The organism is Rhodobacteraceae bacterium Araon29, assembly GCA_039640505.1.
In the GTDB taxonomy this organism is placed as follows: domain Bacteria; phylum Pseudomonadota; class Alphaproteobacteria; order Rhodobacterales; family Rhodobacteraceae; genus CABZJG01.
In genome coordinates, this window is sequence record CP046865.1 from 3,430,418 (window position 1) to 3,446,304 (window position 15,887).

18 protein-coding genes are annotated in these 15,887 nt (G+C 47.8%); 2 read left to right on the plus strand and 16 right to left on the minus strand.

Annotated features, from left to right (window positions below; translation table 11 throughout):
- The first annotated feature begins 13 nt into the window (after window positions 1-13).
- Window positions 14-2,191 (plus strand): response regulator, encoded by a 2,178-nt coding sequence (locus GN278_16630; GenBank protein XAT62248.1) that lies wholly within the window; start codon window positions 14-16, stop codon window positions 2,189-2,191.
- Window positions 2,192-2,249: 58 nt separating this feature from the next.
- Here the strand turns inward: GN278_16630 and GN278_16635 are convergent, their stop codons facing one another.
- The 16 genes from GN278_16635 to GN278_16710 form a co-directional block, all read right to left on the minus strand.
- Window positions 2,250-3,845: a capsule biosynthesis protein gene (locus tag GN278_16635; protein ID XAT62249.1), complete on the minus strand. Its 1,596-nt coding sequence runs from the start codon at window positions 3,843-3,845 to the stop codon at window positions 2,250-2,252.
- Window positions 3,823-4,482: an ATP-binding cassette domain-containing protein gene (locus tag GN278_16640; protein ID XAT62250.1), complete on the minus strand. Its 660-nt coding sequence runs from the start codon at window positions 4,480-4,482 to the stop codon at window positions 3,823-3,825. The genes GN278_16635 and GN278_16640 overlap by 23 nt, the downstream gene beginning before the upstream one ends.
- A gap of 232 nt (window positions 4,483-4,714) precedes the next feature.
- Window positions 4,715-6,409, minus strand: coding sequence for a Na(+)/H(+) antiporter subunit D (locus tag GN278_16645; GenBank protein XAT62720.1), 1,695 nt, complete (start codon window positions 6,407-6,409; stop codon window positions 4,715-4,717).
- A complete protein-coding gene (locus GN278_16650; GenBank protein ID XAT62251.1) occupies window positions 6,402-6,752 on the minus strand; it encodes a hypothetical protein in 351 nt (116 codons plus the stop codon). The genes GN278_16645 and GN278_16650 overlap by 8 nt, the downstream gene beginning before the upstream one ends.
- A 10-nt stretch (window positions 6,753-6,762) precedes the next feature.
- Window positions 6,763-8,229, minus strand: a complete 1,467-nt coding sequence (locus tag GN278_16655) for a monovalent cation/H+ antiporter subunit D family protein (GenBank protein XAT62252.1) — start codon at window positions 8,227-8,229, stop codon at window positions 6,763-6,765.
- Between the two features lie 14 nt (window positions 8,230-8,243).
- The gene (locus GN278_16660; protein XAT62253.1) at window positions 8,244-9,770 is read right to left on the minus strand and encodes a monovalent cation/H+ antiporter subunit D family protein; all 1,527 of its coding nucleotides are present in this window, start codon (window positions 9,768-9,770) and stop codon (window positions 8,244-8,246) included.
- Window positions 9,770-10,204 carry a Na+/H+ antiporter subunit C gene (locus GN278_16665; GenBank protein XAT62254.1) on the minus strand — a complete coding sequence of 145 codons (435 nt, stop codon included), beginning with the start codon at window positions 10,202-10,204 and terminating at the stop codon, window positions 9,770-9,772. Before GN278_16665 ends, GN278_16660 begins: the two co-directional genes overlap by 1 nt.
- A 2-nt stretch (window positions 10,205-10,206) precedes the next feature.
- The gene (locus GN278_16670; GenBank protein ID XAT62255.1) at window positions 10,207-10,647 is read right to left on the minus strand and encodes a Na(+)/H(+) antiporter subunit B; all 441 of its coding nucleotides are present in this window, start codon (window positions 10,645-10,647) and stop codon (window positions 10,207-10,209) included.
- Complete coding sequence (locus tag GN278_16675) at window positions 10,647-11,183, minus strand: DUF4040 domain-containing protein (GenBank protein ID XAT62256.1); 537 nt, start codon at window positions 11,181-11,183, stop codon at window positions 10,647-10,649. The genes GN278_16670 and GN278_16675 overlap by 1 nt, the downstream gene beginning before the upstream one ends.
- A 75-nt stretch (window positions 11,184-11,258) precedes the next feature.
- Window positions 11,259-11,603, minus strand: coding sequence for a sodium:proton antiporter (locus GN278_16680; GenBank protein ID XAT62257.1), 345 nt, complete (start codon window positions 11,601-11,603; stop codon window positions 11,259-11,261).
- The gene (locus GN278_16685) at window positions 11,600-11,893 is read right to left on the minus strand and encodes a pH regulation protein F (protein ID XAT62258.1); all 294 of its coding nucleotides are present in this window, start codon (window positions 11,891-11,893) and stop codon (window positions 11,600-11,602) included. Before GN278_16685 ends, GN278_16680 begins: the two co-directional genes overlap by 4 nt.
- Window positions 11,893-12,345, minus strand: a complete 453-nt coding sequence (locus GN278_16690) for a hypothetical protein (protein XAT62721.1) — start codon at window positions 12,343-12,345, stop codon at window positions 11,893-11,895. Before GN278_16690 ends, GN278_16685 begins: the two co-directional genes overlap by 1 nt.
- 359 nt (window positions 12,346-12,704) lie before the next feature.
- Entirely contained in the window at window positions 12,705-13,148 is a 444-nt protein-coding gene (locus tag GN278_16695; protein XAT62259.1) for a MarR family transcriptional regulator, read from the minus strand.
- Window positions 13,141-13,980, minus strand: coding sequence for a carbon-nitrogen hydrolase family protein (locus tag GN278_16700; protein XAT62260.1), 840 nt, complete (start codon window positions 13,978-13,980; stop codon window positions 13,141-13,143). Before GN278_16700 ends, GN278_16695 begins: the two co-directional genes overlap by 8 nt.
- On the minus strand, window positions 13,977-14,237 hold the full coding sequence (gene grxC / locus GN278_16705) for a glutaredoxin 3 (protein XAT62261.1): 261 nt from the start codon (window positions 14,235-14,237) through the stop codon (window positions 13,977-13,979). The genes GN278_16700 and grxC overlap by 4 nt, the downstream gene beginning before the upstream one ends.
- Before the next feature lie 25 nt (window positions 14,238-14,262).
- Window positions 14,263-14,994, minus strand: coding sequence for a ComF family protein (locus GN278_16710; GenBank protein XAT62262.1), 732 nt, complete (start codon window positions 14,992-14,994; stop codon window positions 14,263-14,265).
- A gap of 13 nt (window positions 14,995-15,007) precedes the next feature.
- On the opposite strand from GN278_16710, the gene GN278_16715 reads away from it, so the two are divergent.
- Complete coding sequence (locus GN278_16715) at window positions 15,008-15,829, plus strand: SAM-dependent methyltransferase (GenBank protein XAT62263.1); 822 nt, start codon at window positions 15,008-15,010, stop codon at window positions 15,827-15,829.
- The last annotated feature ends 58 nt before the right edge of the window (window positions 15,830-15,887 follow it).

Sequence of the window (15,887 nt, forward strand, 5' to 3'; positions counted from 1 at the left end):
TCGGAGTGCCTTGATGAGTGTTTCTGGCAAGCTGGCAGAAGAGCGGCGCGGCCGCTTGGCTGCAGAAAGATTGCTCGAACTCAAACAGGCAGAACTGTTTGCTGCCAATCGTAAACTTGGGCGTCATGCCCAGGCGCTTAGTGAAGAAATCGTTGAAACACGAGCTGAAATCTCAAGTGTTCGCACCGAAAACCAAAAGGTCAAATCCGACTTAACCGTTGCCCATCAGAAAATTGAAATTGTTGAACGGCGATTGTGGCACTCGATAGAAACTATTCGTGACGGGTTTGCCGTATTTGACATCGACAACCAGCTGGTGATGGCCAACAACGCCTATCTTTCAATTTTTGATGGATTGGAAGAAATCCAGACCGGGGTACCCTATGCCCGTATTCTTCAGCTTTTGACCGAGGAGGGTATTGTAAATATCGGCTCAGCATCAGCCGCAGAATGGCGCGCTGAAATGCATGAACGATGGCAAAGTGATCATCCAGATTCTGTTATAATCCAGCTTTGGAACGAAGAATACATTCAATTGATTGACCGGCGAGGACATGGCGGTGATGTGGTTAGTTTGGTTTTAGACATCACTGAATCAGTCACCCATGAAAAAACTTTAAAGGCTGCTCAGGAAACCGCTGAAAGTGCAAATCGCGCAAAATCCGCATTTCTTGCAAATATGAGCCATGAGATCCGCACGCCCATGAACGGGGTAGTCGGTATGGCAGATTTGATGGCCGATACAGTTTTGAATGATGAACAACGGCTTTACGTAGATACCATCAAAACCTCTGGTGAAGCACTTTTGGTGATTATCAATGATGTGCTTGATTATTCCAAGATTGAAGCCGACAAGATGAGTTTGTATCCCGAGCCTTTTGACTTAGAAAAATCAATTCACCAAATTCTAATTATGCTGCAAACGAGCGCAACTGAAAAACACATTGATCTTCTGTTAGATTATGATGTTTCTCTGGTCAGTCAGTTTATCGCTGATCCGGGTCGCATCCGCCAGGTTTTGACAAATTTGATTGGCAATGCCCTAAAGTTTACTCTTGAAGGGCATGTATTGGTTCGCGTGACAGGTCAAAAACAGTCCGCGACCGTCTGTGCACTTGAAGTTGTTATTGAAGATACTGGTATTGGCATTTCTACTGAAAAAATCTCACATATTTTTGGGGAATTCAATCAGGTCGATAATCAGAAAAACCGTCGTTTTGAAGGAACTGGTCTGGGGTTGGCGATTTCAGAACGCCTGATAAACATGATGGGTGGTAAAATTTGGGTGGAGTCTGAAGAAGGCGTTGGTTCAAAGTTTGGTTTCAACCTTGATCTTGAACGGGTTGAAACTCCAAAGAATGGCTACCCGAATATTAGCAATAGGTTTGACCATATTGTCATTGCTGAAAAATCATCTTTTGCGGCCTCTATACTTCAAAAGCAACTGTCAGACTTGGCCAGTAACATAACACTTTGCCACGATGGCCGCGCAACACTCGACGCCATAAATGAGCTCACAGATTTGGTATTGGTTGGGTTTGATCTGCCTGATATGGGTGGCTTTGAATTGGTTCAAACTATTGCTAAGAAACCCAAGGCCCCAGCCTTTATTATGATTAGTAATTCTGCAGCCGATATTTCAAAGCACGCCAATGCGCCGTTATTAAGCGGCGTTTTACAAAAACCAATATCTCGGCCGTTACTATATTCCACCTTAGAAACCCTGAACCAAACCAAAATCCCGGAATGTGTTCCCAACAAAGCCTCACCTGAGCCTTCCTCAGCAGACGCCGAGGGTAATAAAATGAAAATATTGACCGCCGAGGACAATAAAACCAATCAATTGGTTTTTAAAAAGATGGTTAAATCTTTGAATATCGACTTGGTTTTTGCCGCCAACGGAGAAGAAGCGGTAGAGCTGTATAAAACCTATAAACCAGATTTGATATTTATGGATATTTCGATGCCAAAAATGGATGGCAAAGACGCTACGCGGGCGATACGCGCTCTTGAAAGCGCATCGAAAACCCACACCCCGATTGTTGCATTGACAGCGCATGCGATGAGCGGTGATGAGGCAGATATACTATCGGCTGGTCTTGATAAATACCTTACAAAGCCACTGCGCAAGCCGGCTATATTTGAACAAATTAGTCATCATGCCCCAAAAGGGGTCTGTTTGGGAATTTAACTCAGGCCACATTTCCCCAAATTTTAATCTTCATGATAAGATCAACAGCGGAGCGCCCTTAGTTAACTTGCTCGCGTAAAATCGATGCCGTGATGGAAATCAGAAGATAAATCCCGCATAGAATTAAAAGAACTGTAAGTGTATCTTCAAAAGCATGCGGGTGGCTTGCGCTTTCTGCACTGACCGGTTCAACCGCAAGCGTTAAATAACGGGATTGAGATGTGGCATCACTTTCGGTTGCGCGCAAATGCTCTAGGGAAGATTGAAACATCATATCCCGGGTTGCTACATCGGCCATAGATACCTGTATTCGTGAAAGCAGTTCTGCCAATGTCATGCCGTTATCCATCGGGGCCTTTATTGTCTCTTCGGTATCAATTTTTGCCTGCCGGAGCCGCCGAATATCAGCACGCACACCTGAAACACGCGACTCGTTGGGCTTTAAATTATCCAAAAGAGCTTCGAGTTGTAATTCTTTGCTAAGAATTTGTTGCTCTAAAGTTGTTATTTGTGAACGAAGACTGGCTGCATAAGCCTCAGGGTCTAATAGAGTGGATTGTTGCAACTCAACGAGCGCTTCCTGGGCTTTTCGGCGTTCTTCCATCGCACTTTGAAGAGATTCCTTAGCATCAGCTAATTGATTTTTCTTCTTGCGTTGAGAAAGACCATCAACTTTTTCTTCGGCATAGGTAATTAGGGCTCTGGAAAATGCAACGCTCACTTCAGGATTGGCCGAGATGACTTCCATGTTCACAACACCCTCGGTGGGGTCAAACCCTAATTTTATTCGTTTTTTATAGATTTTATAAGCGGACTCATTACTTGCATTTTCTGGCAGTCTTTGGAGAACATCAATGAATTGCGCACCGAAATGGTCCTTAAAACCTGCATCTCTATCAAGCCGCAGCATTGCTTCTTTGGATTCAAGGAAGGTTTGCACCGTGATCGCATCCTGAGTTGTTGCAAACGATGTGCCCGACAACAGCCCCCCAGCGCCACCAATTCCGCTATCCGCTTTGTCTATTTGGAACGCAGATTTTGTTGAATACATCGGCGTTGCCAAACTGGAAAAATAGTAACCAGACATAAGAGTTGGCAAAAATATAAACGCAGCCAAGCGCAATACCAGCATCAAAATATTACGCCGCCTGCGCCTAATCATGTCTTTTTGCAGTGCCATAATCTCTGCAGCGCGCCTGACCCCCGGATTTGGATCAGATGTTTTTGTTAAAACCGCTGGAACTTTTGACAAGGCAATTTTCTGCGGTAACTGTTTTTTTCCATCCTGCGAAGGTAAATCGGTCTTTGCTTGGATATCCAAAACATTCCCGCGCTCAAAAGGATCAATACCCTGCATCCGTAGTTTCAGAACTGCTTCATGATCCGTCTCAAACGGCAACCCATGATTTTGAGCCGTTCGGCGCGCCATACGCAACTGCCGAGCGTTTAAGCCTTCCTGCCTAACTGCCTCTAAATCCTGATTAATGGTGTTTTGCGCGGCTTGCGCTGTGGCTGCTCCAGACCCTTTTGCAACATTATTGAAAGACTTCTGCGACTGATGCGTTTGCTCAGAGTCTTCTTGGTTGCCGCGCTGTGCAAGCTTTGAGGCAAGGCCCTTTATACGGTATTTTTCAATTTTGTGTTTCATAGTCATATAACTGCTTTGCCTGCTCTAGGTTATCGAACAAATGCAATTTTCCGGACAACAGGACGGCGGCCTGTGTTGCATATTTTTCAAGAATTTCTGCTTGATGCGATACGATAATAATGGTCGTTGTACGCAGTCGCTCGGCCAAAATATCACCAGCCTTTTTATTGAAACTGACATCCGTGCTGTTCGGCATGCCTTCGTCGATAAGGTAGATGTCAAAATCCAGCGCCAGCATAAGCGAAAAGGTAAACCGTGCGCGCATTCCAGATGAATATACGCCGAGCGGTTGATCAAAATATTCATCCAAATTGCAGAGCCATCGGCAATAGGATTCGACGTAATCGGGATCTAATCCATAAAGCTTGGCGATATAGCGACAATTTTCCTGCGCCGTATGCCGGTTCACAACACCGCCCATAAACCCCAAAGGAAATGAGACGTTGCAATATCGGTTGATGGTACCTTCATCGGGTTTTTCCAGACCAGCCATCATTTTAATCAATGTGGTCTTACCAGTTCCATTTGGCGCTAAAATACCCAAGGACGTCCCTAATTCAACCCTGAACGAGACACGATCAAGAATAACTTTTCGCTGAGTGCCTGTCCAAAAGGACTTGCTGACATTATTGAATTCTAACATGTAAACTGCGGACCACGTCTGTCTAGATATTTGCTTTATAACTATAAAACAGGGGAGTTAATTTAATCTAAGTATGGCAAATATAGATCAAATATGTCTATTTTTTGCCGAAAATTAATTAATTTAGAGATGTTGCAATTGGAGTGCCAAAATAGCTAAGGTAATTGGCAAAGGTTGGCCGCATTAAGTTAGCAGAAATCTTCGTAAAAACATACGGGTAAACACGGCTAGGCTAGATGTAATTCACAACTAAAACCAAGCCCAGCAATATTGCGATCCAAACCACCATTGACCCGGTGGGTAGAACTTTTGCAACCCCTGTATTTGGTCCATAAAGTTGAAATAAAATCGCAACAATACGGCTAAGCCCCAACTGAACATTACTACTAAGATTTGCCCAGGCCTGTGAAAGGCCCTGTGATACACCACCCAAAAGTCGTGGAAGGAGCCGGCGGTAAATCCAGTCAACATCCAAATTAACCGCACGTATTTCAGGGGGATGAATGCCACTGCGCATCAACACTGCAAAAGCCAGCAATGCAAAACACAGCAATTGAAGCTGTCCAACCACATGCGCCATTGTGTAGGGATGATATTCGACATCATAAGGCAGAAGCGCATAAAGCGTATCGGGGTAAACCCCTATGAAAATACAAAGAAACGCGGTGATCCCCATTGCTAGCTGCATATGAACAGGGGCTTCTTTCGGGCGTAGGCCACTGTCGTGACTGAAAAATGTAAAGTAGGGTATTTTAATGCCTGAATGCGACAGCACACCTGCTGATGCAAAAACAAGAATAGCCCAAATAATTGGATAATGTTCGTTCGCAGTTTCATCCAAGATCAATGATTTCGTCACAAAGCCGGAAAACAGCGGAAAGGCGGAAATCGATGCAGCCCCGATTAGGCAGAAGATTGCTGTGCGCGGCATAGTGCGGCACAACCCGCCCAGTTCTGAGGCCTTTGATGTCCCAGTTCGAAACAGAACAGCTCCAACGCTCATGAATAAAAGCGCTTTGTAAAGAATATGCGCAAAGGCATGTGATGCCGTGCCGTTCAGCGCCATTTCGGTGCCGACCCCAATGCCCACAACCATAAAGCCAAGTTGGTTGTTTAGGCTATAGGCCAGAACCCGGCGCAAATCATTTTCAATCTCCGCAAAGAAAATTGGGAATAAGGTCATCACAGCGCCAATATAAATAAGTATCTCGGTCCCAGCAAATCCGCGTGCCAGTGAATATACCGCCAATTTGGTGGTAAAGGCAGAAAGGATCACCGTGCCGGTGACCGTGGCCGCCGGATAACTGTCCTGAAGCCAGTTGTGCAGCAACGGAAAGGCACATTTCATCCCGAACGAGATAAAGATGAGCCATGTGCCCAAACTTCCCAGCGTCATAGCCTCAAAGGCGATAGACTGGGTTTCGCGGTACAAAAGCGCTGTGCCTGCCAGCAAGATCACGCCCGATGTAATCTGGATAATCAGGTAGCGCATTCCGGTGTGATACGCCCCTTCGGTGCGCCGCGCCCAGATCAAAAACACAGATGTGATCGCAGTGGCTTCCCAGTAGATAAACAAAGTGATCAAATCACCGGCAAAGACCGCCCCGATGGCAGCACCGGCGTAAAGCAATGCCGCAAGCTGTTGCACCGTATCGCGCACATGCCATGCGTAAAGATTGCCTAAAAACGCAGCAATACAGAAAATCAGCGCAAAAATGCGTGACAGCTTATCCACCCGCATGGTGTCCAGTGTCAGTCCAAGCAAATCAAATTGGCCGTAAGTTCCCTCTGGCAAGGACCAAACTTGAGCGCCGGCAACCAAGGGCACCAACAAAAGCAAAGCTGCACGCAGCGGGCCTTTGGGCAAAGCAAGCAATAAAAACGCAGCCGCAATAAACAAAAATGCTGTTGGCATCAGGTTAAGCATCATCATGGCCCACCTGCTCTAATTCTTCCTCAGGGTAGCTTTCGCTATCAATGGCTTTCTCGCCATAGAAGTCCTCGGGCCGTTTGATAAAAATCCGCAAGGTCTTGGCCGCGAGGATGAGCGCGGTGAACATCAAAAAGCCATAGGCGGCATAAAATCCGGGGATGTATTCGACTGCAAAATGTCCATATTTCTTATAGGTAAAATCAGCCAAAAACGTCATCAGACATATCACGGCCAATGCTCCAAAAATCTTGTTTGCATTTGCCGGGTCTGTACACCACATAAGCACCCGACCCAGTGGTGGGTAGCTGTCGGGATTGTCAGCGGGCTTTCGGTCCATCAAACTCTCCTCAGTTGGTCGCGCCAAGTGGCATTAAAAACGCTTCAATATAGCCAGCAAAGAAAAACAGAACCACACATCCAAGCGCCGTGAATGCTGGCGGCCCCCAGACGAAAGGTGATGTTTCAAGATTTTTAACCGGCACGGCAGTAGCATTATCACGTATAAAAAAGCCTTTTCCAACGATCGGCATTAAATAGGCTACATTCAGTAAAGAGCTGACCAAGAGCACGGCAATGATGATCATCTGGCCTGTATCCACTGCACCCATCATCAACAGCCATTTACTCCAAGATCCCCCAAGCGGAGGCAATCCGATAATAGACAGAGCACCGATTAGAAATGCACCGAATGTAATCGGCATCGCGCGCCCTAACCCGCTCATATCGCTAATTTCGGTTTTACGGGTAGCTACGTAAATTGAACCGGCGCACATGAAAAGAGTGATTTTACCCATTGCATGCATCACCACATGTAGCCCGCCGCCAACAATGCCCATGCTGGTGGCCAACGCCATCCCGAGCGTGACATAGCTCAGCTGACTTATGGTTGAATAGGCAAGACGCGCTTTAAGATTGTCTTTGGTCATCGCAATGACCGAGGCTGCAACAATCGAAAACGCTGCCAGCCACATCAGCCAAACCGATGCGCCAGTTGTTGCGAGAAAGTCGATGCCAAAGATATAGACCCCAATTTTTAGCATGGTAAAGACGCCAGCTTTGACCACGGCCACAGCATGCAGCAGCGCGCTCACCGGGGTCGGGGCCACCATGGCCGCCGGCAACCAGCGGTGAAATGGCATCAATGCAGCCTTGCCAATTCCAAAAGCATAAAGCGCAAGCAAAAGCGCGGCCATCGGCCCTGCAATATGGTCTTGCAAAATACCGCCGTGGGTGAAGTCCAGCGTTCCGGTTAGGCCAAAGGTCCAGATAATTGCCACAAGCTGCAACCCGATTGAGGTTGAAATCAGAACCCCTAAATATGTACGGGCACCCTTGATTGCTTCTGGCGTGCCTTTATGCGCAACCAAAGGATAGGTCGATAGCGTCAGTGCTTCGTAAAACAAGAACAAGGTGAACATATTGGCGGCAAAGGCAATGCCCATCACCGAGAAGATCGCAAAAGAAAAACAGGCAAAGAAACGGGCGTGGTGCTTTTCTTTATTGGTGCGCATATAGCCTATGGCGTAGATATGCGTGACCATCCACAAACCCGACGCCAAAAGCGCAAACATCAAGCCCAGGGGTTCAACATTAAAGGCAAGATCAAGCCCCGGCAGCACTTCAAATAGAACCAAAGGCGCGGTTGTTTGACTGCCCACATTGTAAAGAATGACCAATACCACCGCAAAAGTTGCTGCTGCGATCACAAAGGTCAGCCCATCGCGCAGATTATCACGGTGGCGCAATACCAAATTTAGTACAACTGCCACAGCCGGCAGGATCATTGACAAAAGTATAGCTGTTGAGGTGTCCATTCCCATCGCCTGCCCTACTCCATACCCGTTGACCCGGCCAAAAGTCCTTCGGCCGCAGTTTTAGACGCACTCAGGGTCAAATCGCTATCAAGACCAAAATAAATACATGCAAGCGCCATGATCCATAGCGGGATCAACATGCTCAAGGGCGCTTCACGCGCAGTTACTTCTTGCGACGGTTCAGTCAGATAAAGCGTTTCGATCACCCGCCAAACATAGATCACTGCCAACAACGAAGAGGCAACAATCAGCACTGCAATCGGCCACCACCCGGCCTCAAGCGCTGCCTGCACCAACAACCATTTGCTGATAAATCCAGCAGTTCCAGGAATACCAATTAAGGACATCCCCGCGATGACCATGGCCGCGCTGGTCCATGGCATGGTTTTGCCAAGGCCGTTCAAATGATAATAGAACGACCCACCTGATCGAAGCACGAAAATACCAACGCCCATAAACAAAGCCGCTTTGGTAATTCCGTGGTTGAACAGTTGGATCATAGTGGCCATCAAGCCGGCTTGTGAGAAAAATGCGATGCCAAGCAGCATATATCCGATCTGTGCAATACTGGAATAGGCCAGCATACGCTTAAGGTCGCGTTGAAAGATTGCCGTCAAAGACGCTGCAAACATAGCCACCAATGCAAACGGCAAAATGATAACTTCAAGTGTTGGAACCTGAGAAATAAATCCCGGTTGGAACACACTGAACATAAACCGAAGAAGGACATAGATTGCCACTTTGGTCGCTGTTCCAGCCAAAAACGCAGTGATTGCTGAGGGCGCAAATGTATAGGCATTTGGAAGCCAAAGATGCAGCGGATAAATTGCGACTTTAAGTCCGACGCCGACGACGATAAAGGCAAAGGCTGCGCGGACCGTTCGGCTGTCTGATTGGTTGGCGATCCGCTCGGCCAGATCAGCCATATTCAACGTGCCAGTCGCCATGTAAAGAAAGCCGATCCCTATGACAAAAAATGTCGCGCCGATCGTGCCCATGATCAGATAATCATAAGCAGCCGTCAAAGCCCGTTTGTCACGATGCGATCCCTGTGCAATGAGCACATAGGTGGACAAAGACGAGATTTCCAAAAACACAAAGACGTTAAAGGCATCCCCCGTAATCACAACACCCAAAAGCCCGGTCAGACACAGCAAATATAGCGCATACAGCAAGGTTGAGCTGCGGCGCGGTATTTCTGCTTCAAAGCTGGCACGGGCATAAGGCAGGATCACTGTGCTAATGCCGGAAACTAAAAACAGCACAAATGCATTGGCGGCATCTACACGGTACTCAATGCCCAAGGGCGGCGCCCAGCCCCCGATATGATAGGATATGTAACTGCCATCGAGAACCTGAAGCAGCAGCAAACAGGCAATTACAAATGATATCGCACTTGCGGCAAAAGCTATTGGCCATGCCAGCCGGCGGCTGCCCAGAACCACCACCAATGGTGCGGCAACAAACGGCACCAAAACTTCGAGAATCGGCAGATGGTCCGTCAATGTAAGCGCAACGTGGTGAACTTCTTGGGTGGCCATCAGCTGTGCTCTCCTGCAGCCTGCTCTGATGCCCACTGCTCACTTTTCAGCACCGCATTTTCAATCTCGGCAATCTGGTCTTCTTCGATGGAATGGTATTCTTCACGGATCCGGATGATCAACGCCAATCCCAGCGAGGTTGTGGCAATACCAACAACAATCGCTGTAAGGATCAAAACATGCGGCAGTGGATTTGAGTAGACAACATCTGGGTCCACTTTCATATCCAAAGGAAAGATAGGCGCGGTACCGCCTGTGACTTTCCCGATTGAAATATAAAGCATAAAAACCGAGGTCTGAAAAATATTCAGGCCAACGATTTTTTTCACCAGATTGCCTTTGGCAACGACAATATAAAGCCCGGTCATCATCAAGAGAATGAACAGCCAATAATTCAAATGCCCGACGATAAAGTCCAAAGTCCCACTATCCATTATCACCAGTCCTCATCGCTTAGAACTGGCGCTCTGGACGCAAACGCATAATAGACCGCAACCATGACTGCGGTCACGGTAATGCCAACGCCCAGTTCTACGATCAATATTCCGTAATGCTGACCATGTTCGGGATGGTGCGGTGCAAGTGCTGCGTAATCAAGATAAGCATAACCAGCAAACAGGCTATAAATCCCTGTGGCGGCATAAATTAGTACCCCTAGGGCAATCAACTTATGCACCAGCCAAGGCGGAAATACTTGCTGGGCTTTGTCGAGCGTAAATACGAGCCCATAAAGAATGAACCCGGCGGCCATAATCACACCCGCCTGAAATCCACCGCCTGGGGAATAATCCCCATGAAATTGGACATACAGGGCAAAAAGGAAAATTGTGCCAACCAACAGCTTGGTGATCACGCGCAAGATAAGATGATGGCGCATTACGCAGACCCCCCTGTGTCGGGATCATCTTCCTCTTTTCTTCGGCGGGTACGCAGCCCGCTTATCAGCATCAAGACGCCAATGCCGGCAGCAAACACAACGGCTGTTTCGCCAAGCGTATCATAGCCGCGATATGACGCCAGAATTGCTGTGACCGCATTGGGCACACCGATTTCGTGTGGAATACGCTCTAGATAGTCTGGCCCAACATGGATTTGGGCTGGCGCATCGCTTTGGCCGAAACTTGGCATGTCAAGCGTGCCATAAACAAGCGCGGCTCCAGTCACTAAAACTGCCATTAATGGGACAAATGACGAGCGATTTGAGCTGCGCTCTGATCGCGCAGTCAAGGCCAGCGTGCCAAGCATTAAAACAGTGGAAATTCCTGCCCCAACCGCCGCTTCGGTAAAGGCCACATCAACTGCATCCATAGTGACAAACAACAACGCGGAGACAAGGCTAAACACGCCCGATAGCGTGACAACCGCAAACAAACTTCGGGTGCGCACAACCGCCAGCGCGATAACCGTTAGCACGACAAAAAGCGTTATGTTGATAAAGGTTTCTATTTTGCACCTGTAGTTTTTATTCTTACGCCTGTCTCGATTTGGTTATGCGGCATCAGGGTCGTCGCTTGAACCATCATCAGAATTCTTCGGGCGCAAACCAGACACCAAGGCCGCATTTGCCACCGCATGCGTCGAGGTCGGGCCGGTGATAAATAAGAATACGCCAATGATCAACAGTTTGACTGCAATCAAACCCCAGCCAGCCTGCACCATCATTCCGGTCAACAACAAAATCACTCCGGCCGACTCGGCAACAGAGGCCGCATGAAGACGCGTCCAAAAGTCGGGGAAACGATAGACACCAATAGCGCCAACTATAACAAAAAAGGACCCGGCTGAAATCAATGCCCAGCTTAAGATTTCAATAAAAAGTTGCCAACCGCTCATTTGTTGTTTTCCTCTTTCGGGGGTGTCCACATCACATCACCAATAGAACGGTAGCGGAAAAACTTTAGCACCGCGATGGTGCCGACAAAATTTATCAGCGCGTAGAGCAGGGCGATATCAAGGAAATCAGGCCGCCCAGCCAAAAAACCAACCACGCCAATAAACAGAACCGTTTTGGTTCCAAATGCGTTAACGGCCAGCACCCGATCATACAAGGTGGGCCCTTTGATCAATCTGGCTAAAACCAAAAACATTGCTGCAAAAACCGCAAGAGCTGCAAGAGCAAACATTATCTTAGCCCCTCTGTTTCAACAGCGCTCACTCGGCGGTCCATATCCGCCAATGAGGCATCATCCTCAGGACAATAACTTAAGGCGTGAACCAAGAGCCCGTTTTCTTCTGTTTCAACTGTAATTGTTCCGGGTGTCAAAGTAATAGAGTTGGCAAATATAACCTGAGCAAGGTCGGTTTTTTGACTTTGAGGAACAACCAACATTTTTTGGCGGATTGGCATTACAGGCGACAGTATCACGCGGGTCACCGCCCAATTGGACTTTGCAATTTCTCCGAAGAGCCAGATGATGTAACCCAAAAACCGTAATGGGTTTAGCCGAATTTGAACATGATCGCCATCAACCTTGTCCATGCGCCAAAGAATAATCATGATTAAAAAAACTGAACCAAGCCCAAATCCGATAACAAGCGGCTTATAGACACCAGACATCAATAGCCATAAAGCCATTAGAAAAATTGCGCTGGCAATTGCCTTCAATTTCTTGTCCCCACACACCCTTTGGCGTCAACTCTCAGCCAGCTCGCCTAACCAACTTAAAACTAACCCTCTTTTACCAGATGTATATGTAGAATGTGAACATATGATTCAATCCAGATCGATAAAATTTCGTACCTTTAATACAAAAAACATCAGGGCTTTGTTGCGACAAAACCACTACAGGTTTGATTTTTGGTTTGAAAGATCCTCAAATTGCCTTTTTTCACTTTAAATTCATCAAGCGAGCAACTTTCTCAGATAACTCAAATACATCCAATGCACCGATTAACACTTTAGTGCCCCAAAATCTTCTTGGATAAATGCAAAGCTTATATGTTGGCTTCCAGACGCAGTCTAAGGTCACGCAAAACCGGCAATACTGTGCGCAGCTTTTGCGTACCCAACTCTCCAACAAAAGAGGACACAACAGGGGCCACGGCAGCCAGCGCTGTTTCGCGCGCCCGTTTACCAGCCGGGCTTAAGGCCACAAGTTTACGCCGCGCATCATCCCAGTCGGGCCGCACATGAATATAACCTGCAACCTCTAGCTTGTTGAGGGTATTGGTCATTGCACCGCGGGTAACATGAAAACTCTTGGCCAGTTGCGCAGGTGTTCTTTCCCCACCGAGGCCTGCCAATTGGTTGAGAACCGAGAAATGCGACAGCTCCATTCCCTTGGGCAAAACCCTTGCCAACCGATTTCGTAGCAACTGGTCGATCGTTAAAATCTCACTGAACAGTGAAATGGCTAACGGGCTTTGATCATCACTCATGTTCAGGTCCAGAGTACCTTTTCTGCTTATAAAGCGATGGCACACGCGCACGTGCCCTGTCAACGTCACCAAGGTTTATGTCAACCATACAAAATCCCGTTCCCTCTGCCAAAAGTGTTAGCAACTCTCCCCATGGGGCGACTGCCAAAGTGTGCCCATAGGTGGTTCTTGGAGGGCCATTTTTACAGCAATGTTCACCATGTTGGGCCGGTGCCAAAACATAGCAGCCCGTTTCGATCGCACGGGCTCTCAGCAAAGCTTCCCAATGCGCATGCCCTGTGGTCACCGAAAAGGCCGACGGAACGGAAATAATTTGTGCGCCAGAATATGCAAGATCGCGATATAAAACTGGAAATCGAAGGTCATAACAGATAGTTAATCCAATCATTCCAACATCTGTTTGGCAGATAACTGCCTGATTTCCAGGGCGGTAACCAGCAGATTCACGATAGCTTTCACTGCCAGATATTGAAACATCGAACATATGTATTTTATCATAACGTGCTTTGATATTGCCATCCGGATCGATGACAAAGCTGCGATTGGCAAAGCGCCCATCCGGGTCATTGGTTTTCAACGCCAATGATCCAATCACGATCCAGACTTTCGCAGTGCAGGCAACAGAGCGCAGCGCCGCCAGCGTAATATCATCCTGCTCAAGTTGTAATACATCTGCTTGATGACGGCGACTTGTTGAGACACAATTGGTTACTTCAGGTGTTAAAATCAATTCCGCACCCTGCGCTAGGGCACCATCAACCAAAGCAAGCGTCGCATCTAAATTTTTCTTCGGATCATCCGAGCTATTAAGTTGAAGCAGCGCCGCCTTCATAGCCCGTTTAAGAGAGGCTCTAACTTGCCAGCATGCTCTAGACTGTAAAGTTCATCACACCCGCCGACATGTATATCACCCACAAAGATTTGCGGCACGGTGCGGCCACCTTCTGATCGTTTGGTCATCTCTGCCCTTTTTGCCGGATCACCTGCAACATCAACTTCTTTAAAGGATACACCTTTTTTGTTCAAAAGCCGCTTGGCGGCATAGCAATAGCCGCAGGTTTGGGTGGTATAGATTTCAACTTTATTCATTTCACAATCCGCCTCAGTCACCGATTTAACGGTTTTTTTCCGCGCGCGCTAGTACTGCCACATTCACATTTAAAGCGCCTGCTTTTAAACAGGCTTGTGTTGCTGCGTGCAAGGTCGCACCAGATGTCATCACATCATCCACGATCAAAACGTGTTTACCCATAAGAGCCTTCTTTCGCCTTTTATTGATCTCAATAGACGCGCTTAACCTTTTATATCTTTCATCAAAATCAACTTTTTCAAGGGCTCTCGTGTGAGCAGGCCGTCTCAATGCATTTGGCATATAAGTTAGGTTTGTGTGCTTTGCGAGAGCAGATGCTAAAAGACAGGCTTGATTATATTTCCGGCGCATCTGCCGAAACCAATGCAAAGGGACCGGCATTACAACTGTCTCAGGCGTTAAAATATCATGGCAGGCCTGCGCAATCCAGCGGCCAGCTGGACCAGCGATATCGGTGCGATCAGAGTGTTTAAGTCCTAGCACCAGCTTGCGCGCCGTGCCTTGATAGATCATTGCGGCGCGTCCATTCTGCCATGGCCTTGGGGTCAAAATACAAGCATCGCATATTGCAGTGTCGCCAGTTGGTGATCCCATTAAAGATGATCCGCATAGATTACAGGTGACACCGGACGCAAATGGCATCTGGGCCCAACAGTTGCCGCAAAGACCAAAGTCGCTCTCTACAACCTTTCCACAATGTAGACATCGGGGCGGGTAAATCATGCGTAAAGCAGTTTGAAAATTGACTCGATTCATCTATGTGTTTCTCATGTCTAAAGCACCGTTACTTATCGACCGCACGTCACTTGCACGCCGCCGCGCCCGTACCAAAGCAGGCCGTGGGTATTTTTTGCATCAAGAAGCGATCACTGATCTTCAAGATCGCCTTCAAATGATTACCAAACCCTTTACGGATATCACAATTGTCACCGGCCACCCTGCGCCTTGGGCAGAAGCTTTTCCAACAGCACAAATTGTGCCTGATGATGAGGTTTTGAACCTACTACCTGCGAGCAATGACTTGGTGATCCACGCAATGTCCCTACACTGGGCCAATGACCCGCTCGGGCAAATGATCCAATGTCGCCGCGCGCTACGCCTTGATGGTTTATTTTTGGCCAGTTTGCTAGGCGGCAAGACATTGAACGAATTGCGCTCGGCTATGTCCGAAGCAGAAACCTTGGTGCGCAGTGGTGTGTCCCCACGAGTATTGCCTATGGCTGATATTCGTGACTTGGGCGCGTTGCTTTCAAGAGCAGGCTTTAATCTTCCAGTTGCCGACAGCCATAGTGTAAATGCAACCTATCCTAGCCTGAATGATCTCATGCATGATCTTCGCTCAATGGGTGAAACAAATGCACAATTGGCGCGATCACGCCAATTCACCACCCGCCACATGCTTCAAAAGGCCGAAGAAATATACCGTGCCCGTTTCGGTTTGCCCGATGGCCGATTGCCCGCCACATATGAACAAATATGTGTTACTGGCTGGGTGCCAGATGATAGCCACCCCAAACCTTTACGGCCCGGTTCTGCCAAAATGCGACTGGCAGAGGCGTTAAATGTGCCAGAAGTTCCACTCAAAGATTGACCCCGTGCCAGAATAGCTTACATCCTGACCGTCGCTTACATCAAACCGGATATCACGC

Excerpts from the sequence above, each read along its gene's own strand:
- GN278_16655 (XAT62252.1), bottom strand. The coding sequence starts at position 8,229 with ATGGACACCTCAACAGCTATACTTTTGTCAATGATCCTGCCGGCTGTG.
- GN278_16670 (XAT62255.1), bottom strand. The coding sequence starts at position 10,647 with ATGCGCCATCATCTTATCTTGCGCGTGATCACCAAGCTGTTGGTTGGC.
- GN278_16690 (XAT62721.1), bottom strand. The coding sequence starts at position 12,345 with ATGGCTTTATGGCTATTGATGTCTGGTGTCTATAAGCCGCTTGTTATC.
- GN278_16680 (XAT62257.1), bottom strand. The coding sequence starts at position 11,603 with ATGAGCGGTTGGCAACTTTTTATTGAAATCTTAAGCTGGGCATTGATT.
- GN278_16700 (XAT62260.1), bottom strand. The coding sequence starts at position 13,980 with ATGAAGGCGGCGCTGCTTCAACTTAATAGCTCGGATGATCCGAAGAAA.
- GN278_16635 (XAT62249.1), bottom strand. The coding sequence starts at position 3,845 with ATGACTATGAAACACAAAATTGAAAAATACCGTATAAAGGGCCTTGCC.
- GN278_16650 (XAT62251.1), bottom strand. The coding sequence starts at position 6,752 with ATGGACCGAAAGCCCGCTGACAATCCCGACAGCTACCCACCACTGGGT.
- GN278_16695 (XAT62259.1), bottom strand. The coding sequence starts at position 13,148 with ATGAGTGATGATCAAAGCCCGTTAGCCATTTCACTGTTCAGTGAGATT.
- GN278_16645 (XAT62720.1), bottom strand. The coding sequence starts at position 6,409 with ATGCTTAACCTGATGCCAACAGCATTTTTGTTTATTGCGGCTGCGTTT.
- grxC (XAT62261.1), bottom strand. The coding sequence starts at position 14,237 with ATGAATAAAGTTGAAATCTATACCACCCAAACCTGCGGCTATTGCTAT.
- GN278_16715 (XAT62263.1), top strand. The coding sequence starts at position 15,008 with ATGTCTAAAGCACCGTTACTTATCGACCGCACGTCACTTGCACGCCGC.
- GN278_16665 (XAT62254.1), bottom strand. The coding sequence starts at position 10,204 with ATGGATAGTGGGACTTTGGACTTTATCGTCGGGCATTTGAATTATTGG.
- GN278_16640 (XAT62250.1), bottom strand. The coding sequence starts at position 4,482 with ATGTTAGAATTCAATAATGTCAGCAAGTCCTTTTGGACAGGCACTCAG.
- GN278_16660 (XAT62253.1), bottom strand. The coding sequence starts at position 9,770 with ATGGCCACCCAAGAAGTTCACCACGTTGCGCTTACATTGACGGACCAT.
- GN278_16685 (XAT62258.1), bottom strand. The coding sequence starts at position 11,893 with ATGTTTGCTCTTGCAGCTCTTGCGGTTTTTGCAGCAATGTTTTTGGTT.
- GN278_16630 (XAT62248.1), top strand. The coding sequence starts at position 14 with ATGAGTGTTTCTGGCAAGCTGGCAGAAGAGCGGCGCGGCCGCTTGGCT.
- GN278_16710 (XAT62262.1), bottom strand. The coding sequence starts at position 14,994 with ATGAATCGAGTCAATTTTCAAACTGCTTTACGCATGATTTACCCGCCC.